This window comes from Klenkia sp. PcliD-1-E (genome assembly GCF_024124375.1).
In the GTDB taxonomy this organism is placed as follows: Bacteria; Actinomycetota; Actinomycetes; order Mycobacteriales; family Geodermatophilaceae; genus Klenkia.
Map to the genome: position 1 here is coordinate 22,150 of NZ_JAMXRZ010000020.1, position 23,922 is coordinate 46,071.

Here is a 23,922-nt window from a genome sequence, read left to right on the forward strand (position 1 = left end):
CCCTCGTCCTGCAGTGGGACGAGCACTGAGGGTCTATAACGCGGGGAGCGCCGAGCTGGCCGAGACGTACATGTTCGCCCACGTCACCTCCGGGTCTGACGAGAGCACCGCCCTTGCCGCAGACTGGCGGTCATCGACCTGTTGACCGCTAACGAGTCACGCCGACGCTGACCAGCCCTGGGTGACGGGTCCAGGACGCGTATCTCCCGCCACGAGATTTCACCACGTCGCTCGCAGCGACTCGATGAACACTGGTTGAGAAGCGGGCTCGCTGAATCCTCTTGACACGTGCTGGTCCAGCAGAGTCCCAAGAAGCAACGCCAGCGGGTCCCGGCTGAGCAGCGCGTCCGCGCTGGGGTCCTGAGTGATCCGGATGGTCGGCACGGCGGCAGTCTGCGCCACGTCGACAAACACCACAGGCGACCGAGAGCACCATCCGCTGACAACGCCGCTTCGCTACCCCCATCTGAGCGGATCGGTCCATTTCGCGCCTCAGGAAGGTGCCCGGATTACCGGGTCAAGCTCCTAGCCGCCCGATCCAGAGGGCAGCTGCCTCCCCAATTCGCTGGATCGGTCGGCAAACCAACCCAGGATGTCCTCGCTTGCCGCGATCCCCCGCGTCCCCAGCGCCGTCACGTGAGGCCGGATCCAGCCGGCGTCGGCGAGCTCGCCGTGCCCAGGCCGCACCGCCAGCGTGGCGTGCTCGAGCAGGTCGGTGTCCAGTAACGAATCCCCCGCCGCCAGCACCACCTGTGCGTCGGCCCGCCCCGCCACCTCGGCCACCGCCGCCGACTTCGTCAGCACCGTGGGCACGACGTACAGCTTGCGCCCCTGTAGTGACACCCCCCAGCCGGCGGCGGCGGCCCACGTCCGCAGCTCGGAGAGGCGGTGCTCGGCGAACGCGGGCCGGTCGACGACGGCGTAGCAGAACAGGCCCGGCACGGCGTACTGCCGGGCGCCCGGGTCGTCGGCGCACGCCCGGGCGAGCGCCGCGCGGGCCTCGTCGATGCCGGCGACGGCGTCCAGCGCGGCGCGGACCCGCGCACTCCAGGCGGGGTCGGGCTCGCCGTCGACGAGCAGCACGCCGCCATTGGCGGCTACCGCCCACCGGGCGGGGGGGCCAGGCAGCTGCACCCGGGCCAGCTGGGCCGGTGTGCGAGTGGTCACCGGCACGACGCATCGCTGCGCCGCAAGGGCCGCCCACCGGGCCGCGGCCAGCTCGGTGACGTAGGAGACCACCCGCCCGTCGAGACGCTCGACCACCACCCACGGCCGTTCACCGGGGCGGGGGTCGCCGGCGGCGGCGAGCGAGTAGATGAGCGTGCGATCAAGGTCCGTGGCGACCAGCACCCCGTCGCTCATGCGTCGCCCCGGCCGGGCTGGATGAGACCCATGCAGGAGAAGGGCATATCCGGGCGCTCCTCGACCGTCACCCCGCGGTCGGCGGCCAAGTGCAACACGTGGCTCAGCTCGCCCTCGGCGCCGGGCCGCACCAACACCCGCCAGGGCACGCGACGCAGCAGCACCCGGGTGGTCTCCCCCACCCCGGGCTTGACCAGGTTGAGGTCGTTGACGCCGAAGGCCGCCGCGACTTCCTCGACCGCTCCCCACCCGGCCCAGGTGGGGGTGCGGTCGACCGGGACGGCGACCTGCTGGGCAACCTCGTCGGCTGCGGCGTCGAAGCAGGCCGACACAGTGTCCAGGAACCGGCCCGAGACGTCCTGAGCGGCGAGCTCCCGGTAGAACTTGGCGCCGTGGTAGCCGCCGGGCGGCACCAGGTCAGCCCGCAGCACGGTACGTGACACCAGCCCCGAGACCGTTGAATTGAGGCAGGCCGACGGGATCAAGAAGTCTTCTCGCGTGCCGAAGAGGTTGGTGCAGCCTCCGGGGTCGGCTACGACGGCGAGGTCGGCGGTGAACCCGCGCGGCTGCTCGGCCTCGGCGGTGGCCACCGCGGCCTGAAGCTCGCGGGTGATGGCGCCCTTGCCGGTCCAGCCGTCGACGAAGACGACATCGGCCGGGTCGTGGTGCGCGGCCAGGTGGTCCAGGGCCCGGGGGTCGAGACCGCGCCCGCGCACGATCGAGACGGCCAGGTGCGGCAGGTCGAGCCCGCGCCGTGCGGCCCACCGATGCACGAGCACACCGATTGGAGTACCGGCCCGGGCCAGCGACACCAGCACCGGCGGGCGGGCGCGACCGGCGATAAGCCGCTCGGTGACGACGCCAACGGCCACAGCCAGCCGGGCGGCGGAGGAGGCCAGGCCCTGCTCGAACAGCTCGAGGTAGGCAGGCCCGGGCTGGTACTCCACCGGCAGAGACTCGCTGTAGTGCGCGCGGCCGGACTGGATGGCGGCCTCGCGGCTCTCGATCGTGGCCTCGAGCGGCACGTCGCTGAGGTCGGTGAGCAGCCAGCCAACCTCGTCGGGGGCATAGGAGCCGAAGTTGGGGCCGCGCAGCGGGTCGGGGGTGGGCCGGTGGCTGGGCACGGTGAGCACGACCAGCGGACCGTCGACCGCCGCCCCGAGCACCCGGGGCAGTGCGGTGGGGCCGTCGCCCCATGCGCGGCTGGCGTCATCGACCACCAGCACGGCGGCGTCGAACCCGTGCCCGCCGGCGGGCGCGGCGATGTTGTAGGCGAACCGCGGGCCGGGTCCGTCAGCCGGGAGGTCGTGGTCGGCGAACCGCAGGGCCGTGCGGACGGCGTAGCCGGGCTCGTCGACCGGCAGCACCGGCGATCGGGTGGTGCTGGAGACCCGGACGTCGAGCCCCCGCCCGGCCAGCTCGGCGGCGACCCGCAGAGGCAGGTGCATGAGCTCTTCTGTACCCAGCACCAGCACCCGACCGGGGTCCGGGCCCAGTGCGGACCGCACCTGGTCGGCCAGGCCGGGCAGCGCCCCGTCGAGCGCGGCCCGATGCCTGGCTGCGAACCCGTGCCGTCCGCCGTCCCGAAAGCCGTGAGGGACCACGGCCGCCACCTCGATCGGCGGGGCACCCGACGGGCCCAGCGGGTCGGCGACGGGTGCCGAGTGGTCGGCGAGCAGGCCGGCGCCGCGAGCCAGGACGTCGTCGGGCAACTCCACCACGCCGGTGGCCAGGGCGACGACGTCGACCTCGATGCCCAGCTCGACGGCGAAGTGGTGCAACTGGGCGCGGGCGTCGTCGGTGCGGAGATCGACCAGGCCGGCGACCACCCAGCGGCGCCGGGGCGCGAGGGCCTGCAGACCCCGGATGGTGTCCATGACCGTCGCCCCGGTGGACAGCTCGTCGTCGACGAGCACAACGGGACGGTCGCTGGTCAGCAGCCGGGGGTCCTCGGGCAGCAGCAGATGCCCGGTCGCGTGCGAGTGCGCCTCCTCGAACGTGCCGGTCGGGGTGGTGCCCACCGGCCGGCGGGTCGAGTGCAGCACGTCGGCGCTGAGGGCGTCGCCCACTAGGTGCCCGAGCCCGGTCGCCGTCTCGGCGTAGCCGAGAACCAGCACGTCGGCCGGCGGGTCGGCCGGTGCACCGACCAACTCGACGAGGGCGTCGGCGGCCTCGGCTGCGGCATCGCCGTCCCCGCGCAGCGCCCGGGCCAGCAGGTCGCCACCCGCGGTGCCGACGCCGGTGTCCACTCCGGCCAACCGGTCGGCCACCAGCCGGCCCAGCAGCAGGCCTGCCCCCCGCGCGAGGTCGGGGTCGACCGGCACGTGCTTGCCCAGCACGGTGCTCACCAACAGGTGGACGCGGCGAGGGTTGACCCGCACGGCTAGCCCGACGAGGTCGCGCACCTTCAAGTCACCGGCCGCAGCCGTCGTCCGCACCTTCACGTCGAGCCGGCCGGCGACCCAGTCGCCGGCCCAGGAGTGCGCGCTCACCGGGGCGTACCGGCGCCGAGAAGGTCGACGAACGACGTGGTTGGCCGCGCGACGCCGAAGACGTGGGCGCGCTGCACCGTGCGCTGGGCCCAGGCGCGGTGCGGCTTGGACTCGTTCATCTTGTTCCGGTAGGTCGATGCGCTGGCGCCTCCGCCCGCCCCGGCGCCGAGCACGTCGAGGGCGTCGGCGTGCTCTTCGTGGGTGACCACCGACAGCGCGTGCACCGCCGCGACGTGGGAGGGGTGGATGACGGTCTTGCCGGCCAACCCGTTGGCCTGGTCGAGCACGACCTCGCGGATGAGGCCGTCCAGGTCGTGCGCAAGCAGATCCGAGCGCAGCGGTCGCTCGTCGTGCACGCGGAACGGGGTCTCGCGCAGCTGCGGCTTGAACACCCGGTCGGGGTTGCCGCGGAAGTACTCCCACACCGGCCCGGTTATGACCGACCCGGTGCCGTTGGAGCGACCCAGCACGTTCACGACGTCGGCGATCACGTCGGCGACCACCCGCACGTCGTAGACGGTGACCTCGCGCCGCCGGCGCAGCCCGAACGCCGCCGACAGGTCGGTGGCCCCGATGCGCACGGCCAGCACGTCGTCGCGGTGCTCAGCCACCAGCGCGGCGACGTCGGCCAGCGTGGCTGCCCGGGTCTCGGCGTGCGCCACCTCGGGCGACTCGATCACCGGCATCACCCGCAGCCGCCGGCCCAGGTAGACCGAGGCCTGCCGGACGGCATCGAGAAACGCTGGCCCCGTGCGGCCGGTGAACTTGGGCAGCACGAACCCGGTGAGGACGCCGGCGGCCTCAGCCAGGTCGTGCACCAGCTTGCCGACCTGCGCGGGGTGGCGCACCCGGACGAATACGAACGGGATCTCGGCGCCGTCGTCGGCCAGGGCGCGCAAGTGCCGCACCAGATTGGCCTCGGCGGCCGGGAGGTCGTCGTCTGCGACGGCGTCCTCCAGGCAGAGCACGACGCTGGACACCCCGGCCGCACGCTGGCGCACGACGTCGCTGGACAGGGCCGGTCGGTGCGCGGGCAGGTAAAGGGTGGCGCCCAGGGCGAGGGCGACGACGTCTGTGTCGTCGTCGCGCCCGACCGGCTGCGGCGGGTGCAGGAACAGCCGTTGCACCTCGTCGTCGTCCACGTGGGCAAAATGCCGCAGGGCGGCGGGGCGCACGGCGTCCTCCAGGGCGGTCACAAGACCGGCGTCCTCGCGTCGGCCCAGGTGATCGCGCCGAAGCCATAGGCGCGGGCGACGTCGCGAGCCACACCGGCCACCGGGTCGAGCTCGGCGCGCAGAACGAACTCGCCGTCGACCGCGTACACCGAGGCGATGACGAGCGGGCCGACGTGCCGCCCGACGTCGAGCGGGATCTCGACCCGCGCGCCGCCGTGGGTGGCCAGCCGCAGCGTGCCGCCCCAGACCAGCTCGCGCTCGGACGCCGATGTCGCCCACACCACGAAGCGCCGCAGCGATCGGCTCTGCCGTAGGTCGACGGTGATCCGCTCGAACTCGTCCCGGCCACCCTGCAATACGGGGCGGCGCGAGCGCGGCGGTGCGGTCGAGATGCCGGTGGCGGCGCCCAGGACCCCTGAGGTGCCGTCGCTCAGCTGGTAGACCGCGCCCAGCACGAGGTCGCCCACCGCCGGGGAGCAGACGGCTGTGAGGGTGAGCCCGCCGATGCCTGACTGCAGCCGGTCGAGGGTCACGGTGGGCTCGCGCGAGGTCAAGATTACCCGCCCCCCGGGGGAGACCCGCGGCGTCGCGCGCACCACGGGTGCCGGCCGCGGCGCCGGGGCGGGCACGGCGGTCGGCCCGGACGCCGGCTCCGGGAACAGGTCGAGGTCCGCCGAGGGGGTCGGTGGGGGCGCAGGCGGCAGGGGCGGGGGCGCGGACAGGTCCAGGCCGCCGGACCGGTCCAACCCGCCGGACAGGTCCAGGTCGGACGCGGGAGCCGGTCGCGGGGTGTCTGCGGGCTGCGGCCCTGGGGCCGGGAGGTCGGGCGTGGCGGGCGCCGTCGATGGCCGCTGCGGGGGCCCAGGCAGGTCGAGATCACCGGACAGGTCCAACGGGTCGCCGGACAGGTCCAGGTTGGCCGGCGAAGCGGTCGGGGCGCGCGGGGCTGGGGCGGGTGCGGGGACAAGCGGTCCCGTCGGTGCCGGCGCCGACAGGTCCAGCGGGTTACCGGACAGGTCGATCTCGTCGACCCGGGACACCGCTGGGGACGCCGGGGCAGGCTGCGCGGCCGGCGTGACCTGCTGGCTGGGGGTGGATGCGGCCTGCGGGTGCCGGCGGGTGGTGCGGCCGGCGAGGAAGTCCGCCAGCGCGGTCGGCCCATCCCCGGCGTGGCTGCTGGTCGGCGGGGCGCTCAGCGGAGCCCGGCGGGTGCGGTGCCGCAGCCAGTCGAGGTCCGGCCGTGGCGGGGCCCCGAGCGGCGAGGCGATCACAACGGCAGACCGTAGTCGGCCGCGATGCCAGCAATCCCCGTGCGGTAGCCCTCGCCGACCACCTTGAACTTCCAGTCCCCGCCGTGCCGGTAGACCTCGCCGAGCACCAGGGCGGTCTCGGCCTGCAGCACGGGGGCGAGGTCCTCCGAGCGCACCAGCTCCCGGTGGTTGTACCCGTCGCGCACGACCACCGACACCGACCTCAACTGCCCGAGGGTGCGGCGCTGGGTGGTGCCCTCGTTGACGTACAGAACGGCGACCAGTCGCGATACGTCAGCCGGCACACGCTGCAGGTCGACCTCCACCTGCTCCTGGTCACCGCCCAGGGCCCTGTCCCGGACGGCGACCGCCTCGTCGGGCGAGGTGAGCTGGTTGAAGAACACCACGTGCTCCCCCGACAGCACCCTGCTGTCCGGGCCGCACAACAGCAGCGCCAACACGAGGTTCTCGTCGAGCACGCGCTCGCTGCCGGCGTTCCAGCTCGCCCCGACCGCGACCCGGGTCAGGCCGGGGATCTCGCGGGTCAGGGCCACGTTGGCCCCGCGGTTCATGCGTGCCACGGTGCGGGCCTCCTGGGCCGGTCGGGTGAGCGAGTCACAGGTCGAGGTCGGAGCCGGAGAACTTCGTGCGCAGGAAGCTCCCCTGGGTCATGAGGGCGTCGACGTCCTGCCTGCGGGTGGCCTCCAGCACCTGCTCGGACGCCCCCTCGAGCGAGGCGAGTTGCTCGAGCAGGGACCGGGTGGGGGTGGTGCCCGAGGCCTGCGGGACGTCGACCAGGTCGGGGTCGAGGGCGACGAACGTACGCACCGTGGTGGGCAGGTAGTCCGTGGCGGTGGCCCGCACTGAGATGGCCGCATAGACGTCGAGCGGCCGCAGCTCAGAGGTGCGCACGATCTCCGCCAGCAGGTCGGTCACCCGCCTGGCGGCTACGACAGCCGCGACGGGCAGTTCACCGGCGCTGGCGTTGACCAGTTCGACCGCGCCATCGATGTCGGCGTCGAGGGCCTCGGGGGTGTCCTCCCGGGCCGTGTCCGTCAGGTCGCCCGTCGGTGCCGGCGCAGGTCGGGGTTCTTCGTTGCGCCGGAACCAGGCCACGTCAGTTCTCCCCGGCGGGGGCCGGCCCTGCTGGAGACGTCACCCCCCGGTGACCTCGTTGGCGCGCACGCGCGTCAGGTAGGGCTGCGCCCGCTGGATCTGGCCCTCGAGGGCCTGCACGGTCTCGGCCATCGAGGTGACGGCCTGCGCCCGGAAGGTGTCGACGGCGTCCATGGTGGCGAAGACGTTGTCGAAGGCCGCCTGCAGCTTGGCGACGTCGATCGTCGATGAAGCGGCCTGCTGATTGATCTCGGCGCCCTGGATGCGCAGCTGCGCTGAGGTCGACTCGATGAGGTCGGATGTCACCGTGTTCAGCGCGTTGATTTGGTCGAGCACGAGCTTCTGCCGGCTGAGCGCTTGCGAGACGATGACCGCGGTGCGCAGCGCGGCGACCGTGGTGGTCTGCGCGCGGTCGACGCCGCGGATCAGTTCGAGGTTGTTGCGCCGGATGAGATCGAGGGCCATGTAGCCCTGCACCGCCACGGCCAGCTGGGTCATGATGTCCTGCCGCCGCTGCCGGACGGGGAACAGCGCGTCGGACTTCACCGTGGTGGCATCGTCGGTGCGCCCGGCGGCCTCGAGCTCGGCGACCTTGCCCTCGAGCGCCTGGTCGAGGGCGGTGGCCAGCTCGTTGTACTCCCGCAGCTTGGCCATCGTCGTCCACATGTTGGCCTTCTCGGTCTCGATCGCCGCGTTGTCCTTCCGCAGCTCGTCCTGACCGGACTCGAGGGCCTTGATGATGGCGTTGAGGTGCGACTGAGCGGACTGGTACTTGGCGAAGTAGCGATCGATCTTGTCCCCGCCCGGCAGCCACTTGAGCACCTTCTTGACACCTGTGAGGTCCGACCGCTTCGGGTCGAGCTCGGTCACCGTGGTGCGCAGGTCGATGAGGGTGTTGGACACTCGGGTCTGGGCGTCGCCGTCCTTGCCCTTGGCCCCCATGGCCGCCGCGGGGCGCTCGAGCATGCGGTTGGACACCGCCGCGGAGGCCCGCATCTCCTTGTCACCCATGTTCGTGATCGAGCCGACCTTCTGGGCGAAGGCCGGTGACTTGGTGTCAAGCGACACGAGGTCGGCGACGAAGGCGTTGGCCTTGCTGCGCAGCTCGACCTGCTTGGCGTCCTCGAGCGCGACGGCGCCGACCGCCTGATCGGGGGCGACGACGACGACCGGCGCCGGCGGCGTCAGCACCAGCGCACCCGGCGCCGGGGCCGACTGGGCACCGGCCGTGGGTGTGGACGAAGAACTGAGGTCCAGCTCGGACATGAGAACGGCCTCCTGGGTTGCGGGGGTGGGCTACCGGCTGCTGGCGATGGCCGGGAGCAGGTCGCGGAAGGTGCGGCCCGAGGCCGGCACCCCCAGCGCGGTCATCGACCAGCCCGCCCCGTCGCGGGACACCTTGGCCATGATCTGGGCGTTGTGCCGGCCCGAGCCGCTGAGCTCGTACCGGGCGATCTCTGTCTCGGTGGTCTCGTCGATGAGCCGGCAGAAAGCATTGGCGATCTGCGAGAAATCCTGACCGGTGAAGGAGTTGACGGTGCAGACCAGCGTCGTCACCCTCGACGGCAGGGCGGTGAGGTCGACACGCACGGATTCGTCGTCGCCGTCACCGGCGCCGGTCCGGTTGTCGCCGGTGTGCTGCACCGAGCCGTCCTTGCTGCGCAACTGCTGGAACCAGACCTGGTCGACCAAGGCACCCGAGGCGTCGAACATCAACACGGAGGCGTCGAGGTCGATCGACTGGTCGCGGCTGCCGAAGAAGCCCTTCTTTTTGACGGCGTCCCATCCCAGGCCCATGCGGACCTTGGTCAGCTGCCCGCCGTCGCGCTTCGCCAGCGAGACCTTCTGGCCCTTGCTGAGGTTCACACTCATGGGATCCTCCTGCTGGTTCGTGGTCGATGGATGCGGAGCGGTCTACTTGCGGCCCGCGCTCCAGCGGATGCCCCAGCCGTAGGCGGCATCCAGGTGCGGCTGCGCCCCGTCGACGTAGCGCACCTCGCGATGAACCGACAGGTCACCGGCCGAGGGCATGAGCTGGGCGACCGCACAGGTCATGGCGCCGTTGCGCGGCTCGTCGAGAGCAACCTCGATCTGCGGGCCGTCAGGCGGGGTCAGGGTGACCAGCGCCTGGGCGGCCGCCCAGTTCGGTACACCCTCGTAGATGTAGGCGAAGACGAGCACGCGCCGGATGTGCGCGGCGTACCGCAGGTCGACGAAGAGGTTCTCCCCACCCGAGACGGCGCCGGAGCGGTCATCGCCGTCGAGCCAGATGGCTGGTGTCGGCGCACCGGGCAACCCCGCGTGGAACGCGTTGCCCAGCGCCTGGACGACACCCTTGCTGCCGTCGGCGAATTCGTACAGGCACCCGAGGTCGAGGTCGATGGCCGGCTCGCGCTGACGGAAGAAGCCCCCGCCTTGCCCCCCTGGCGGGCGCGCGGTCCAGTTGAGGTTGACCCGCAGGACACCTCCGGCGGACGCCTTCTTGGTCAGCGACACCGACGGGGCGGACTTCGTCAGGGTTACCTTGCCCGGGCTCCCCTGCTGCGCAGTCGGCGGTCGGCCGTAAGGCTCGCCGGGCTGCGGCCCACTGGGACGCTTGGTGTAGTCGATGGGCACTGACCTCAGCCCACGTTCACGCCGAAGTCGCGGGCAATTCCGCCCAGGCCCGAGGTGTAGCCCTGCCCGACGGCTCGGAACTTCCAATCCGATCCGTTGCGGTAGATCTCCCCGAAGATCATCGCCGTCTCGGACGATGCGTCCTCCGACAGGTCGTAGCGGGCCAACTCCACGCCGTCAGCCTGGTTGACCACCCGGATGTAGGCGTTGCGCACCTGACCGAAGGACTGCGAACGCTCCTGCGCCTCGTAGATGGACACCGCGAAGACGATCGTCGCGGCCTCGTCCGGGACCCTCGGCAGGTCGAGCACCAATGCCTCGTCGTCGCCGTCACCCTCACCCGTGAGGTTGTCGCCTGTGTGCGTGACCGAACCATCGGGCGACGTGAGGTTGTTGAAGAAGACGAAGTGGGCATCGGACAGCACCCGCCCCCCGGACCCGACCAACAACGCCGAGGCATCGAGGTCGAAGCCCTTGCCCGACGTGGTGCGGGCGTCCCACCCCAGACCGACGAGGGCCGACGTGAGACCCGGCGCCTCCTTCGTCAGGGATACGTTGCCACCCTTGCTCAAGCTGACGCTCACTTGATCCCCCTTGCGTGGTCTGGTCGGTCAGACGTTGACGCCGAAGTCGGCAGCGATGCCGCCGAGCCCGGTGGAGTAGCCCTGGCCTACGGCCCGGAACTTCCAGTCCGACCCGTTGCGGTACAGCTCGCCGAACACCATGGCCGTCTCGGTGCTGGCGTCCTCGGAGAGGTCGTAGCGCGCGATCTCAGCGTTGTCCGCCTGGTTCACGACCCGGATGTAGGCGTTGCGCACCTGACCGAAGCTCTGGCCCCGGTTGTCGGCTTCGTAGATCGACACCGGGAAGACCACCTTGTCCAGGTCGGCGGGAGCGCCGGCCAGGTCGACCTTGATCTGCTCGTCGTCCCCTGCCCCCTCCCCCGTGACGTTGTCACCGGTGTGCTCGATGGCGCCGTCCGGGCTGCGCAAGTTGTTGAAGAACACGAAGTGCTGGTCCGAGGCGACCTTGCCGTCAGGGCGGCACCCGATGGCGGACGCGTCGAGGTCGAAGGGCTGCCCGTCCGTCGTCCGTGCGTCCCAGCCCAATCCGACGGTGACCGCACGCAGGCCTGGGGCCTCCTTCGTCAACGAGACGTTCCCACCCTTGGTCAGACTCACTGCCACGTGTCTTCTCCGTCCTCATTCGGTTTGCGGGACAGCCGCTGGCGACCCGTGGCGACGATCACGCCGGGATCGATCCTAAGCAGCCTCGGTTCCCCCGGCATGCCACCACCGCCCTCAAGCACGATCGAGCTCGGCAGCGGGTTCCGGGTCGATGTCGGGAACGTCGGCAGGGTCCTCCGGGAGCCGGGGCGCACGCGCGACCCACGGCCGCACAGGCTGCACCACGTCGCTGTAGAAGCTCTCGACCGCCGACACGACGCTGGGGATGAAGGCTCCACGCACGCCCGACCGCTTCGTGCCCATGGAGACGCTGCGCGCCAGGTTGAAAGCGACCAGCGGCGCCCTACCGACCGGCGACAGGCACGCGTGGTCGGTCCGGACGAGTTGCAGCTGTTCACAGGTCGGCGCGGTCTCCCCGGCGTAGTCCGCCTCGACCAGTAGATCGGCGGGCGCAGCCGTGAGCTGCTTGACCAACCAGGCGATGCGCCGGTGATTGGTGCCCTCCTGCGGAGCGGACACGCGCGTCGACGTCGTCACCTGCCCGGTACGGAGGTCCGCGACGAGATCGAGCGGACCGGCCGCACCCGGCACCCGCAGCGTGGCCTCGAGGCGGCCAGACGCCGCCAGTGTCTCCACCCCGGCCCGGGTGCGGGCAGCCGGGTCCGTAGCCAGCTTGCGCGGCATCACGTGGGCTACGTCTACGCCGAGCTCGGCGGTGAGCCGCAGGCACAGTTGGCGGACCAGCCGGATCCAAGCATCGACTGCGGCTGGCACCTTGCGGTCTCCCGGGCGCAAAGTGCCGGCCGCGACGGCCTCGCGGACCGGCACCCAGGACGGACCCATGTCGTTGAACCCGGCCGCACCAGAGCGCGGATGTTCCACATAGCGCAGGAACTCATGCAGCAGCCATGCTTGGCCGGCGTCGGCGACGCCGCGATGTGACAGCACCATCTGGGCCTCGTGCAGGACCTCGGCCCACGACAGGTGAAACAGCGCCACCTTCGCGAGTTTGCGCCGGTCGACCGCCACGGGGTGCTCACCGACCCCTGGTGCGATCTCGTTGGACAGCGTGATGACGGCGTCGAACCCCTCCCGCTTCGCCACGTCGAGGTAGTTCTCCACCTGCTCGGTTCGCAGTTGTCCGGTACCGGTCTTGGTCTCGAGCAACGCCGTCCAGAGACGGGCCCCGCGCTGCACGCGGAGCACTCCGTCGGGCACGACGACGGCTTCACCGCGGTGGAACGGGACTTCCAGGTAGGTCTCGAGGACCCCGGCCGGGGCCCCGAACCGCGCGGTCAGACCTCTGCCGAATGGCTTCACCGCCATCATCGTGGCCAGGAGTGCCGATGTGGCCCGCTTCTCCTGCTCAGCAGCGTTGCCCACCCCGGAGATCGAGAACAACCGGGCCGCAGTCCACCCGTCACCGCCGGCGAGCTTGAGGACCGGCGGACTGAACCGGGCGACGGGTTGTTTTCGCGTGCGGAGTCCCGCGCCCGGGCGAGCGGCCGGCGAAGTCGGAGCGGCCGGGGTGGTCTGCGCCGGCGGTCGGTCGACGACGATTGCCCTGGGACCTGCACCGTCGGGGTCCAGTTCGACCACAGCGACCTCGTCATCGTGGTCCGTGCGCACGTCGCCTGTCGCCGGTGGCGAGGGGATGGCCATCTCGGACGGGACATCCTCGGCCGTCTCATCCGTGACCTCGTCGTCGATGGCCACACCGAGGTCGGTGGCCAACCCCGCGAGTCCGGTCGCCCACCCCTGGGCAACGGCGCGAATGCGCCAGGCCCCATTCCGGCGGTACACCTCGCCGAGCACCATGGCTGTTTCCGCCTCCGCAGCCAGCACGCGGTGGAACACCAGGGGTTGGCCGTCCTGCTCCATCACGACCAGCGCCAACTCCTCGACGTCGGCGAGTGTGCCCGTCGCGACGCTCGCAGCCACTGCTACGGCAGCGACGTCATCAGGCAGGGACTCGAGGTCCACGGCGACGGACTCCTGACCTCCGTCGTCGGTGCGACTGCCACCCAGGTGCCTAACCCCGCCGTCCGACGACGTCGGCTGGTTGTAGAAGACCAGGTCTTCGTCGCCCCGGACCTTCCCGGCACCGTCCAGCAGTAGTGCAGAAGCATCCACCTCGACCTCTGCGCGGCCCCATGAGACGACGCACCGGACGCCAGGCGTCCCGATCGGGAGTGGACTGTTGGCGCCCTTGCTCAGCTCTGTGCCCCGCACAGTCGCAGCCTAGGAGGCGCACACGGGGTCGGCACAGTTTCGGCACCGTGTCGCGTCGGTGGTTGCCCAAGAGTGCGTTGTCGGAGCCGTAGTGTTCCCGCTCGTGGAACTTCCGGTCTGGTTCGAGATCAGCACCTTCGTGGGTCTGACGGTGCTGCTGCTGGCCGACCTGGCCATCGTCGCTCGACGGCCCCACGAGCCGTCGGTACGCGAGGCGAGCATCTGGGTGACCTTCTACATCAGCCTGGCCCTGCTCTTCGGGCTGGTGCTGCTGGCAGTCACCAACGGCGACTACGCCACGCAGTTCTACGCGGGCTGGCTCACCGAGTACTCGCTCTCGGTCGACAACCTCTTCGTCTTCGTCATCATCATGGCCCGCTTCCAGGTGCCCCGAAAGCTCCAGCAAGAAGTGCTGATGATCGGGATCATCATCGCTCTCGTCCTGCGTGGGGTCTTCATCCTGGCCGGCGCCGAGCTCATCGAGCGCTTCACCTGGGTCTTCTACCTCTTCGGCGCATTCCTGGTCTACACGGCCATCAACCTGGTGCGCGGCGAGGACGAGGACGACTACGAGGAGAACGCCCTCATCCGGCGCCTCCGCAGGGTGCTGCCGCTGACCTCCGAGTTCCATGGCAGCAAGCTGCGCGTCAAGACGGGGGGCAAGAGCTACTTCACACCGATGCTCGTTGTCATCCTCGCGCTGGGCACGACCGACCTGCTGTTCGCGCTGGACTCGATCCCGGCCATCTTCGGGCTGACCCGCGAGGCATTCATCGTCTTCACAGCCAACGTCTTCGCCCTGATGGGCCTGCGCCAGCTGTACTTCCTGTTGGGCGGTCTGCTCAAGCGGCTCGTCTACCTGTCCTACGGGCTGGCCATCATCCTCGGGTTCATCGGCATCAAGTTGATACTCGAGGCAATCCACGACAACTCGTTGCCCTTCATCAATGACGGCCAGCCGATCGACTCCGTGCCGACCATTCCGACCTGGCTCTCGCTGGTCGTCATCCTCGGGGTGTTGGCAATCGTCACGATCGCCTCTCTGCTCAAGACCCGCGGTGAGAAGCAGGACGCCGCGACGCCGTCAGCCAAGGACCCAGCCTCGAACGGGGAATCCACCTCGCCAACCGACGGCGTCTGATCAGCGAGAGGCTCACCCGACCCGACGAACGGGGCCGCTCTCCGTTACCGAGTCGAGAGCTGTCGTGAACTGTGCAGGGACGTTCCGACTCTGGCGTGGACGGTCAGCGGTGCCCCGGCATACAACCGAGCTTGCGTCGACAGACGATGGTGCGGCGCCCGCGCACCCAGTCGTGCCCACGCTCGGTGGTCATCTTGAACACGGCTGATCACCTCGGTCTGGCGACCGATACGGACTGCCTGGAGCGCAGAAGCGGCGAAGTGCTCCGTGATGTCGTCCCGAGAGCGACGATCAGCAGGCGGGCCCGCTGCTTCCTCTTGACACGTGCTGGTCCAGCAGCATGCCGAGGAGCAGTGCGAGCGGGTCGCGGCCGAGCAGGTCGTCGGCGGCGGGGTCCTGGGCGATCCGGATGGTCGGCACGGGGACATCCTGCAAGATCGAGCGCGTGCGAGCCGTGGTGAGCCGGGTCAGCAGCGCCTCCGTCGTCGTGGACGGCGCCGTCGTCGGGGAGGTCGGCCGGGGGCTGCTGGCGCTCGTCGGCGTGGCCCGGGACGACGACGCCGCGGCGGCCCGCGAGATGGCCCGGAAGATCCACGAGCTGCGGGTCTTCGAGGGGCCGGACGGCGAGGTGTCCGCCGCCGACCTCGGGCTGCCGGTGCTGGTGGTGAGCCAGTTCACGCTGCAGGGCGACACGCGCAAGGGCCGCCGTCCGTCCTGGTCCGCAGCCGCCCCCGGGCCGGTCGCCGAACCGCTGGTGGAGACAGTCGTCACCGAGCTGCGGGCGCGCGGCGCACGGGTCGCGACCGGTGTGTTCGGGGCGTCCATGCAGGTCAGCAGCACCAACGACGGCCCGTTCACACTGATCCTGGAGACCTGGAACACACGCCTGTGAGTGACGGCGCGGTCACGGGGTAGGGCGTACCTGTCCGTCGACTGTGAGACGGAACGGTCAGGAACACCAGGGGTGGTCTCCGCCGTTGTCATGGGCGTACCACATCGGGGCCACCACCCCGAGGACGGGCTCGGCCGGCGATCCCGGCGCCCCGTCCCGCACCGAAGACGCCCGGGTGACGGCCAGCAGGACCGGCGGCCATCCGACCCGAGAGGCAAGGACGAAGAACAACCGTGACGCTGCTGCAGTCCTCCCCCACCGACACCCTCAGCGTGCGCACCCCGCGGCGCACCCCCGACACCACCGGCCTGGTCTCGACCGACCTGGTCCGTGTCTACCTGAACACGATCGGGAAGACCGCGCTGCTCACCGCCGAGCAGGAGGTCGAGCTCGCCAAGCGCATCGAGGCCGGCCTCTACGCCGAGCGCCTGCTCGCCGAGAAGAAGCTGACCCCCGCGGTCAAGCGTGACTACACCGCGCTCGCCGCCGACGGCAAGGCCGCCAAGTCCCACCTGCTGGAGGCCAACCTCCGCCTCGTGGTCTCGGTGGCCAAGCGCTACACCGGCCACGGCATGACGTTCCTGGACCTGATCCAGGAGGGCAACGTCGGCCTGATCCGCGCGGTGGAGAAGTTCGACTACACCAAGGGCTTCAAGTTCTCGACCTACGCGACGTGGTGGATCCGCCAGGCCATCACGCGCGCGATGGCCGACAGCGGCCGCACCATCCGGCTGCCCGTCCACCTGGCCGAGCAGGTCAACAAGGTGGTCCGTACCCGCCGGCGGATCCACCAGGAGCTCGAGCGCGAGCCCACCGCCGAGGAGCTCGGCCTGGAGCTCGACATGACCCCCGAGCGGATCACCGAGCTGCTGGAGTACAGCCGCGACCTGGTCTCCCTGGACCAGACCGTCGGCGCCGACGAGGAGTCCCGGCTCGGTGACTTCATCGAGGACACCGACGCCGCGGTCGCCGAGGACGCCGTCGCCTTCCAGATGATGAAGGGCGACGTCCGGAACGTGCTGGGCACGCTGGAGGACCGTGAGCGCGACGTCGTCGTCATGCGGTTCGGCCTGGACGGCGAGCAGCCCCGCACCCTGGAGCAGATCGGCAAGCGCTTCGGCCTGTCCCGCGAGCGGGTGCGCCAGATCGAGCGCGAGACGATGAGCAAGCTGCGCTCGCCCGAGCGCGCCGACGCGCTGCGCGACTACCTGGCGTAGCCGGCGGGGACGACGGCGCCCGGCTGCCCGCCTGGCGCCGTCGTGCTCACCTGGGGTCGGCGGCGCTGAACATCCGCCGGGGCCCGGGGTCGACCCGCGCGGTCGGTGGACCCACCCGCACGGCCGCACCGGCCACCACCAGCGACCGGCCGCCGTGCCACGGCTTGCTCGGCCCCACGATCACCGGCTCCAGCGACAGCGCCAACACCTCGGGCAGGTCGTCGGCCAGCCGGGCGATGCGCAGCAGCAGGTCCTCCAGTGCCGCGACGTCGACCGGCTCGCTGCCCCGGTAGCCGTCCAGCAGCGGCCAGGCCCGCGGCTCACGGACCATCTCCCGGGCATCGGTGTCGGTCAGCGGCAACGTGCGGAAGGCGCGGTCGCCGAGCAGGTCGGTGGCCACCCCGCCCACCCCGAAGCTGACCAGCGCACCGAAGGACGGGTCGTCGACCACCTCCACCACGGTGGGGACGCCGGGCGCGGCCATCTCCTGCACGATCACCGGGTCGTCGGAGGGGATGGCCTCGAACCCGGCCCGGACGTCGTCGGCGTCCCGCAGGTCCAGCCGGGTGCCGCCGAGGTCGGCGCGGTGCCGCAGCCACGGCGCGGTCGACTTCAGCACCACGGGGTAGCCGACCTCCTCGGCGGCGGCGACCGCGGCCTCGGCGTCCTCGGCCCGGCGGGAGCGCAGGAGTGGCACGCCGTAGGCGCCCAGCAGCGCGATGACCTCCTCGTCGGTGAGCTCGCGGCCGCCGCCCTCGGCCAGCGCGCCGTCGACCACCGCGCGGGCCGCGGCCTCGTCGACGTCCAGCTCGGGCACCTCGCCGGCCGGGCGCCGGCGCCAGGCGGCGTACTCGGCGACCCGGGCGAGGGCGATCACCGCCCGCTCGGGGGTGGAGAAGGAAGGCACCGACCCGCGGGCGGGCATGCCGTCCTCACCGCGCACCACCAGGACGTCGGGGATGCCGTCGGTGGACAGGTAGTTGGCCACCAAGGGCTTGGTCGCCCCGGCCGAGATCTCGCGCAGCACCCGGCCGAAGGGCTCGGTCTCGTGCGCCAGCGCCGGCAGGTAGACGGCGATGACCGCATCCACCGCGTCGTCGTCGACGGCGGCCTGCAGGGCGGCACGGAACTCGTCCGGCGGCGCCCCGGTGCCGATGTCGACCGGGCGCTCGTGCGCGAGCTGCAGGCCCTGCTCCAGCACGGCGTCGGCGACGAGCACGCCCACCGCGGTGGAGTTGCCGACGATGGCGACCCGGCTGCCGGCCGGCAGCGGCTGGTGGGCCAGCAGGGTGCCCACGTCGAACAGCTCGGCCAGGGTCTGCACCCGGATGACCCCGGCGGAGGCGAACAGCGCGGCCACCGACTCCTCGGGGACGGTGACACTGGTGCCGGCCAGGCCCGCGGTCATCCCGACGTGCCGGCCGCTCTTCACCGCCACCACCGGCTTGTCCCGGCCGACGCGACGGGCCAGCCGCGCGAACTTGCGCGGGTTGCCGAAGCTCTCCAGGTGCAGCAGCACGACCTCGGTGCCGGGGTCGGTGGCCCAGTACTGCAGCATGTCGTTGCCGCTGACGTCGGCCCGGTTGCCGGCCGAGACGAAGCTGGACAGCCCGATCCCGCGGTTGCTGGCCCGCTCCAGCAGCATCACGCCCAGCGCGCCGGACTGCGCGAAGAACCCCATCCGGCCCCGGCCGGGCACCCGAGGCGCGAGGCTGGCGTTGAGGCTGACCGCGGGGTCGGTGTTGACCAGGCCCAGGCAGTTGGGGCCGACCACCCGCATGCCCGAGGCGCGGGCGGCAACGACGAAGTCCCGTTCGGCGGCGAGGCCCTCGGGTCCGGTCTCGCCGAAGCCGCCGGAGATGACCACCAGGCCCTTGACCCGCTTGCGCCGGCAGGCCTCCACCACGCCGGGCACCTCGGTGGCGGGCACGGCGAGGACGGCGAGGTCGACGTCGTCGGGGATGTCCTCGATGGAGGCGTGCGCGGGCACCCCGGCGACGTGCCGGACGGCGGGGTTCACCGGGTAGATGGGCCCGGCGAACCCGGCGTCGAGCAGGTTCCGCAGCACCGCGTGGCCGATCTTGGTGCTGTCGTTGCTGGCCCCCACCACCGCGACGGACTGCGGGGTGAGCAGCCGGCCGATGGAGCGGGACTCGCTGCGCTGCTCCCGCTCGTAGGTCACCGCCAGCGCCTGCTCGGTGGGCGCGATCGGGAAGGTGAGGTGGACGACGCCGTCCTCGTAGGACCGGCGGGCCTCGTACCCGGCGTCCAGGAAGACCCGCACCATGCCGGTGTTCTGGCTGAGCACCTCGGCCACGAACCGGGTGATGCCGCGCTCGCGGGCGGCGGCGGCCAGGTGCTCCAGCAGCACCGAGCCCAGCCCGCGCCGCTGGTGGGCGTCCTCGACGAGGAACGCGACCTCGGCGTCGTCGGTGCCGGGGTAGCGGTCGTAGCGGCCGACCCCGATGAGCTCGTCGCCGAGCAGGACGACGAAGGCCACCCGGTGGTCGTGGTCGACGTGGGTGAACCGGTAGAGGTCCTTGTCGCTCAACCGCTTCATCGGGCCGAAGAACCGGTAGTACCGGGTCTGGTCGGAGCTGCGCTCCATCAGCCCCTGGATGCCGTCGGCGTCCTCGGGGGTGATCGGGCGCAGGTGCACCGTGCCGCCGTCGGCGGCGACCACGTCGGCCTCCCAGCCCGGCGGGGGGACGGGGTGCTCGGGGACGGTCGGGTCAGTCACGGGGGTCGTCCGGGTCCAGGCCGAACAGCGGGTAGGCGGCGGTGCGGGCCCGGGTGACCGCGCGGTCCACGCGGCTCTCGGTGAAGGGGTCCCAGCGGGTGAAGCCGGTCCAGCCGCCCTCGGTCATCGAGCCCGGCGGCTCGATCCGCAGGCCCTTGGACAGCACGTCCCGGGCCCACGAGTCGGGAATGGCCGTGCCGGGGGCCAGCGGGTGACCGGAGGCCTCGGCGATGAGATGGGTCCAGGCACGGGGCACGCAACGCACCAGGCCGTACCCGCCGCCACCGAGCGCCAGCCACTTGCCGTCGCAGACCTCGTGGGCGAGCTGGTGCACCGCGGCGTAGGAGGCGCGCTGGCCGTCGACGGTGAGGCCGAGGTCGGCGAGGGGGTCCTCGTGGTGGGTGTCGCAGCCGCACTGGGTGACCAGGATCTGCGGGGCGAAGGCCTTCACCACGCCGGGGACGACGGCGTGGAAGGCGCGCAGCCAGCCGGAGTCGTCGGTGCCGTTGGGCAGCGCCAGGTTGACCGCCGTCCCCGGGGCCTTGTCCGGGTCGCCGGTCTCCTCGGGGTAGCCGGTGCCGGGGAACAGGGTGAGCGGGGTCTGGTGCACGCTGACGGTGAGCACCCGGGGGTCGCTCCAGAAGGCGGCCTGCACGCCGTCGCCGTGGTGCACGTCCAGGTCGACGTAGGCGATCCGCTCGTAGCCCTGGCCCAGCAGCCAGGCGATGGCGATCGCGGCGTCGTTGAAGACGCAGAAACCGCTGGCGAACTCGCGCATGGCGTGGTGCATGCCGCCGGCGATGTTGACCGCGTGCTGCGCCCTGCCCTCGTGGATCAGCTTCGCCGCGGTGACCGAGCCGCCGGCGATGAGCGCCGCGGACTCGTAGATGCCGTCGAAGACCGGGTTGTCCGCGCCGCCGAGGCCGTGGCCGACGCCGGTGGGGTCCGACGGCGCCCGCCGCACGGCGTCCAGGTACTCGGCGTCGTGCACCAGGGTGAGCAGGTCCTCCCCGGCGCTCTCGGGCCGGACGACGTCGACCCGGTCGCCGGCCAGCACGCCGAGGGTGTCGGCCAGCCGCATGGTCAGGTCCAGCCGCACCGGGTGCATGGGGTGGTCACCGCCCCAGGTGTAACCGAGGTAGGCGTCGTCCCAGACCACGCTGACCCCGTCGCTCACTGCCCGCGTCCCCGGCGTCGTTGCCTGATCACGCGCGCGACGCTACCGCCCGTGCGGTCCGGTCGCGCCCGCTCGCGGCGACCCGGGGAGGTGGCGCGGCCCCCGTAGGCTGGGCGCCAGACCCCTGCACGGAGGAGCCTGGCGTGAACGACCTCATCGACACCACCGAGATGTACCTGCGGACCATCTTCGAGCTCGAGGAGGAGGGCATCACGCCGCTGCGGGCCCGGATCGCCGAGCGGCTGCACCAGAGCGGCCCCACGGTCAGCCAGACGGTCGCCCGGATGGAGCGCGACGGCCTGCTGTCCGTCGAGGGCGACCGGCACCTGGCGCTGTCGGCCGAGGGGCGCGCCCTGGCCACCGCGGTGATGCGCAAGCACCGGTTGGCCGAGTGCCTGCTCGTCGACGTCATCGGCCTGGACTACGCCGACGTGCACGAGGAGGCCTGCCGCTGGGAGCACGTGATGAGCGAGGCGGTCGAGCGCAAGCTGCTCACGCTGCTGGGCAACCCGCAGGTCTCCCCGTTCGGCAACCCGATCCCCGGCCTGGACGCCCTCGGCGCCGACCCGGTCGCCCAGCAGGAGTCGCTGACGCTGCTGTCGACCTCCGCCACGCCCGAGGGGGCGCCCGTGGTGGTGCGCCGGATCAGCGAGCAGCTGCAGGAGGACCAGGACCTGCTGCGCGCGCTGGCCGACCAGGGCGTGCGCCCGGGCTCGACGGTGCGGGCGGTGCTCACGGGCGGGTCGGTGAGCATCGGCGGCGCCGTCCTGCCCCCGGGGGTGGCCCAGCACGTGTTCGTCTCCCCCGCCGAGGAGCCGGTCCCCGCGCACTGACCCTCACGTCGTTCGCCGGGCTCATGACCTGCGCACTACGCTGGCGCGGGTGACGACGCCCGAGCACGACGCCCCGGTCGGGATGACCGACGAGATCGCCGCCCAGCCGCTCGACGGCGGCGGCACCGCCTTCTCCCGGCTGGCCGACGTGATGGCCCTGCCCCGGCTGTCCGGGCTGGCACTGTCCCCGGACGGCACCCGCCTGGTCACCTCGGTGGCCACCCTGTCGCCGGACCGCACCAGCTGGCGCACCGCGCTGTGGGAGGTCGACCCCGCCGGTGCCCAGGACGCCCGCCGGCTGACCCGCAGCGCGCCCGGTGAGTCCTCGCCGGTCTTCGCCCCCGACGGCACGCTGCTGTTCACCTCCGCCCGGCCCGACCCCGACGCGGCCAAGGACGCCGGGGACCCGAAGCCCGCCCTGTGGGCGCTGGACGCCGCGGGCGGTGAGGCCCGCCGGGTGCTCGGACGCCGGCACGGCATCAGCGGTGTCACCGTCGCCGCGGACAGCGGCGACGTGGTGGTGGTGGCCACCGCGACCCCGGGCGCCGCGGACGACGAGGCCGACCACGCCCGCCGGAAGGCCCGCAAGGACGCCGGGGTGACCGCGATCCTGCACGAGAGCTACCCGGTGCGGTTCTGGGACCACGACCTCGGCCCGGCCGTCGCCCGGGCGTTGTTCGTCGGGCAGGTCACGGCGGAGGGGACGCAGCCGCAGTGGCGCGACCTCACCCCCGCTGCGGCGCCGCCGAACGGCGCCGGCGGCGACGTCGCGCTCTCCCCCGACGGCCGGTGGCTGGCCCGCGCCGAGGAGGTCCCCGAGGCGGGCGCCTCGTGGCGCAACCGGCTGGTGCTCACCGACACCGCCACCGGGGAGACCCGGGTGCTGGTCGACGACGAGCACGCCGACATCGGCTCGCCGGCGTGGTCGCCGGACTCCACGCGCGTGGTGTGCAACCGGGAGAGCGAGACCACCCAGGCCGAGCCGCCGGACCACACCCTGCTGGTCGTCGACGTCGCCTCGGGCGCCGCCACCGACCTCACCGCCGGCTTCGACCGCTGGCCCTCGGCGCCGCAGTTCGACGCCGCCGGGGAGGCCGTCTACTTCCTCGCCGACGACGACGGCCGGCACGCGGTGTTCCGGGTGGTGCCCGGCGAGGCGCCGGTGCGGCTGACCCGGGACGGCGCCTACTCCGACCTGCAGGTGGCCCGCGACGGGTCGGCGCTGTACGCGCTGCGCTCGGCGTTCGACCACCCGCCGGCCCCGGTCCGGCTGGACCCGGTCGCCACCGACCAGCAGCCCGACCCGCTGCCCAACCCGGGCACCGTCGCGGCCCTGCCGGGCACCCTGCGCGAGCTGCGCGCGACCGCCGCCGACGGCGTCGAGGTGCAGTCGTGGCTCGTGCTGCCCGAGGGTGCGTCCGCGGAGGCGCCGGCGCCGCTGCTGCTGTGGATCCACGGCGGCCCGCTGATGAGCTGGAACGGCTGGTCGTGGCGCTGGCTGCCGTGGGTGATGGCCGCGCAGGGCTACGCCGTGCTGCTGCCCAACCCGGCGCTGTCGCAGGGCTTCGGGCAGGACTTCGTCCGCCGCGGCTGGGGCAGCTGGGGCGGGGCGCCCTACACCGACCTGATGGCCGCCACCGACGCCGCGGTCGAGCTGCCGGAGGTCGACGGCACCCGCACCGCGGCCATGGGTGGCTCCTTCGGCGGCTACATGGCCAACTGGGTGGCCACCCGGACCGACCGGTTCGACGCGATCGTGACCCACGCCAGCCTGTGGCACCTCGACGGGTTCATCGGCGCCACCGACGCGGCGTTCTACTGGGAGAAGGAGTTCGGCGACCCGCTGACCGAGCCGGCGCGCTACGAGCAGAACTCGCCGCACCGCTACGCGGACGCCATCACCACCCCGGTGCTGGTCATCCACGGCGACAAGGACTACCGGGTGCCGATCGGCGAGGGCCTGCGGCTCTGGTACGACCTGCAGAAGCGCGGGGTCCCCTCGAAGTTCCTGTACTTCCCGGACGAGAACCACTGGGTGCTGACCCCGGGGAACCACACGGTCTGGTACGAGACGGTGCTGGCGTTCCTGGCCGAGCACGTGCTCGGCGAGGACTGGTCACGCCCCGAGCTCCTCTGAGACCTGCTCGGACGCCGCCGCGGTGAGCCACTGGCGGACCACCGACGGCGGCAGCCCGGCGTCCAGGCCGTCGGCCAGCAGCCGGGCCAGCCCGTAGGACGGCTGCGCGACCAGGGCGCGGTCCAGCGCCGCCCGGGCGGTGGTGCCGTCGCCGCGCGCCCAGGCTGCTGCCGCCAGCAGGGTGGCCGGGGGCGCGGTGAGCGGGTCGGGCAGCCGGCGGGTGAGCTCGAGCCACAGGGCGGCCGCAGCGCACGCGTCGGGCCCGACGGTGAGCACGGCGGCCCGGTCGCGCACCTCCACGTCGGTGAGCGCCCACCCGAGCTCGGCCACGTCGTGGTCGGCCAACGACGCGGTG

At 72.2% G+C, this 23,922-nt stretch carries 21 protein-coding genes; 5 read left to right on the forward strand and 16 right to left on the reverse strand.

What is annotated here, in order from left to right; all coding sequences use genetic code 11:
• Positions 1–525 precede the first annotated feature (525 nt).
• The 12 genes from NH342_RS06065 to NH342_RS06120 form a co-directional block, all read right to left on the reverse strand.
• Positions 526–1,362, reverse strand: a complete 837-nt coding sequence (locus tag NH342_RS06065) for an HAD family hydrolase (RefSeq protein ID WP_253012701.1) — start codon at positions 1,360–1,362, stop codon at positions 526–528.
• The gene (locus tag NH342_RS06070; protein ID WP_253012704.1) at positions 1,359–3,854 is read right to left on the reverse strand and encodes a phosphoribosyltransferase; all 2,496 of its coding nucleotides are present in this window, start codon (positions 3,852–3,854) and stop codon (positions 1,359–1,361) included. The genes NH342_RS06065 and NH342_RS06070 overlap by 4 nt, the downstream gene beginning before the upstream one ends.
• Positions 3,851–5,050 (reverse strand): HpcH/HpaI aldolase/citrate lyase family protein, encoded by a 1,200-nt coding sequence (locus NH342_RS06075; RefSeq protein ID WP_253012707.1) that lies wholly within the window; start codon positions 5,048–5,050, stop codon positions 3,851–3,853. The genes NH342_RS06070 and NH342_RS06075 overlap by 4 nt, the downstream gene beginning before the upstream one ends.
• A complete protein-coding gene (locus tag NH342_RS06080) occupies positions 5,047–6,300 on the reverse strand; it encodes a hypothetical protein (RefSeq protein ID WP_253012753.1) in 1,254 nt (417 codons plus the stop codon). The genes NH342_RS06075 and NH342_RS06080 overlap by 4 nt, the downstream gene beginning before the upstream one ends.
• On the reverse strand, positions 6,297–6,851 hold the full coding sequence (locus NH342_RS06085; RefSeq protein ID WP_253012710.1) for a TerD family protein: 555 nt from the start codon (positions 6,849–6,851) through the stop codon (positions 6,297–6,299). The genes NH342_RS06080 and NH342_RS06085 overlap by 4 nt, the downstream gene beginning before the upstream one ends.
• Before the next feature lie 43 nt (positions 6,852–6,894).
• The gene (locus NH342_RS06090; RefSeq protein WP_253012713.1) at positions 6,895–7,395 is read right to left on the reverse strand and encodes a hypothetical protein; all 501 of its coding nucleotides are present in this window, start codon (positions 7,393–7,395) and stop codon (positions 6,895–6,897) included.
• A 39-nt stretch (positions 7,396–7,434) separates the two neighbouring features.
• Positions 7,435–8,661, reverse strand: coding sequence for a toxic anion resistance protein (locus NH342_RS06095; RefSeq protein WP_253012716.1), 1,227 nt, complete (start codon positions 8,659–8,661; stop codon positions 7,435–7,437).
• Positions 8,662–8,691: 30 nt separating this feature from the next.
• Entirely contained in the window at positions 8,692–9,267 is a 576-nt protein-coding gene (locus tag NH342_RS06100; protein WP_253012719.1) for a TerD family protein, read from the reverse strand.
• 42 nt (positions 9,268–9,309) lie between these two features.
• Complete coding sequence (locus NH342_RS06105; RefSeq protein WP_253012722.1) at positions 9,310–10,011, reverse strand: hypothetical protein; 702 nt, start codon at positions 10,009–10,011, stop codon at positions 9,310–9,312.
• A gap of 5 nt (positions 10,012–10,016) precedes the next feature.
• Positions 10,017–10,595, reverse strand: coding sequence for a TerD family protein (locus NH342_RS06110; protein ID WP_253012725.1), 579 nt, complete (start codon positions 10,593–10,595; stop codon positions 10,017–10,019).
• Positions 10,596–10,622: 27 nt separating this feature from the next.
• Positions 10,623–11,198, reverse strand: coding sequence for a TerD family protein (locus tag NH342_RS06115; protein ID WP_253012728.1), 576 nt, complete (start codon positions 11,196–11,198; stop codon positions 10,623–10,625).
• Between the two features lie 114 nt (positions 11,199–11,312).
• Positions 11,313–13,430: a TerD family protein gene (locus tag NH342_RS06120; RefSeq protein WP_253012733.1), complete on the reverse strand. Its 2,118-nt coding sequence runs from the start codon at positions 13,428–13,430 to the stop codon at positions 11,313–11,315.
• Positions 13,431–13,533: 103 nt separating this feature from the next.
• Here NH342_RS06120 and NH342_RS06125 point away from each other — a divergent pair, with 103 nt between their 5' ends.
• Positions 13,534–14,571 (forward strand): TerC family protein, encoded by a 1,038-nt coding sequence (locus tag NH342_RS06125; protein WP_253012735.1) that lies wholly within the window; start codon positions 13,534–13,536, stop codon positions 14,569–14,571.
• A 291-nt stretch (positions 14,572–14,862) separates the two neighbouring features.
• On the opposite strand, the gene NH342_RS23275 is transcribed toward NH342_RS06125, so the two are convergent.
• Positions 14,863–14,991 carry a hypothetical protein gene (locus NH342_RS23275; RefSeq protein ID WP_256479564.1) on the reverse strand — a complete coding sequence of 43 codons (129 nt, stop codon included), beginning with the start codon at positions 14,989–14,991 and terminating at the stop codon, positions 14,863–14,865.
• A gap of 25 nt (positions 14,992–15,016) precedes the next feature.
• On the opposite strand from NH342_RS23275, the gene dtd reads away from it, so the two are divergent.
• Both dtd and sigB read left to right on the forward strand, forming a co-directional pair.
• Positions 15,017–15,463, forward strand: coding sequence for a D-aminoacyl-tRNA deacylase (gene dtd, locus NH342_RS06130; RefSeq protein ID WP_253012737.1), 447 nt, complete (start codon positions 15,017–15,019; stop codon positions 15,461–15,463).
• A gap of 233 nt (positions 15,464–15,696) precedes the next feature.
• Positions 15,697–16,680 carry an RNA polymerase sigma factor SigB gene (gene sigB / locus NH342_RS06135; RefSeq protein WP_308200618.1) on the forward strand — a complete coding sequence of 328 codons (984 nt, stop codon included), beginning with the start codon at positions 15,697–15,699 and terminating at the stop codon, positions 16,678–16,680.
• A 46-nt stretch (positions 16,681–16,726) separates the two neighbouring features.
• Here sigB and NH342_RS06140 read toward each other — a convergent pair whose 3' ends face one another.
• Positions 16,727–19,420 (reverse strand): bifunctional GNAT family N-acetyltransferase/acetate--CoA ligase family protein, encoded by a 2,694-nt coding sequence (locus NH342_RS06140; protein WP_253012739.1) that lies wholly within the window; start codon positions 19,418–19,420, stop codon positions 16,727–16,729.
• Positions 19,413–20,597, reverse strand: coding sequence for an acetoin utilization protein AcuC (locus NH342_RS06145; protein ID WP_253012741.1), 1,185 nt, complete (start codon positions 20,595–20,597; stop codon positions 19,413–19,415). The genes NH342_RS06140 and NH342_RS06145 overlap by 8 nt, the downstream gene beginning before the upstream one ends.
• Positions 20,598–20,740: 143 nt before the next feature.
• Between NH342_RS06145 and NH342_RS06150 the strand changes: the two genes are divergently transcribed.
• Positions 20,741–21,430, forward strand: a complete 690-nt coding sequence (locus NH342_RS06150; protein ID WP_253012743.1) for a metal-dependent transcriptional regulator — start codon at positions 20,741–20,743, stop codon at positions 21,428–21,430.
• Positions 21,431–21,479: 49 nt separating this feature from the next.
• The gene (locus NH342_RS06155) at positions 21,480–23,567 is read left to right on the forward strand and encodes a S9 family peptidase (RefSeq protein ID WP_253012745.1); all 2,088 of its coding nucleotides are present in this window, start codon (positions 21,480–21,482) and stop codon (positions 23,565–23,567) included.
• On the opposite strand, the gene NH342_RS06160 is transcribed toward NH342_RS06155, so the two are convergent.
• On the reverse strand, positions 23,547–23,922 hold a 376-nt coding region (locus tag NH342_RS06160), incomplete at its 5' end, for a DUF4192 family protein (protein WP_253012747.1). The genes NH342_RS06155 and NH342_RS06160 overlap by 21 nt on opposite strands.

What these genes read in the sequence shown, in the direction of transcription:
- NH342_RS06065 (WP_253012701.1), bottom strand. Translation starts at nt 1,362, where the DNA reads ATGAGCGACGGGGTGCTGGTCGCCACGGACCTTGATCGCACGCTCATC.
- NH342_RS06085 (WP_253012710.1), bottom strand. Translation starts at nt 6,851, where the DNA reads ATGAACCGCGGGGCCAACGTGGCCCTGACCCGCGAGATCCCCGGCCTG.
- NH342_RS06095 (WP_253012716.1), bottom strand. Translation starts at nt 8,661, where the DNA reads ATGTCCGAGCTGGACCTCAGTTCTTCGTCCACACCCACGGCCGGTGCC.
- NH342_RS06100 (WP_253012719.1), bottom strand. Translation starts at nt 9,267, where the DNA reads ATGAGTGTGAACCTCAGCAAGGGCCAGAAGGTCTCGCTGGCGAAGCGC.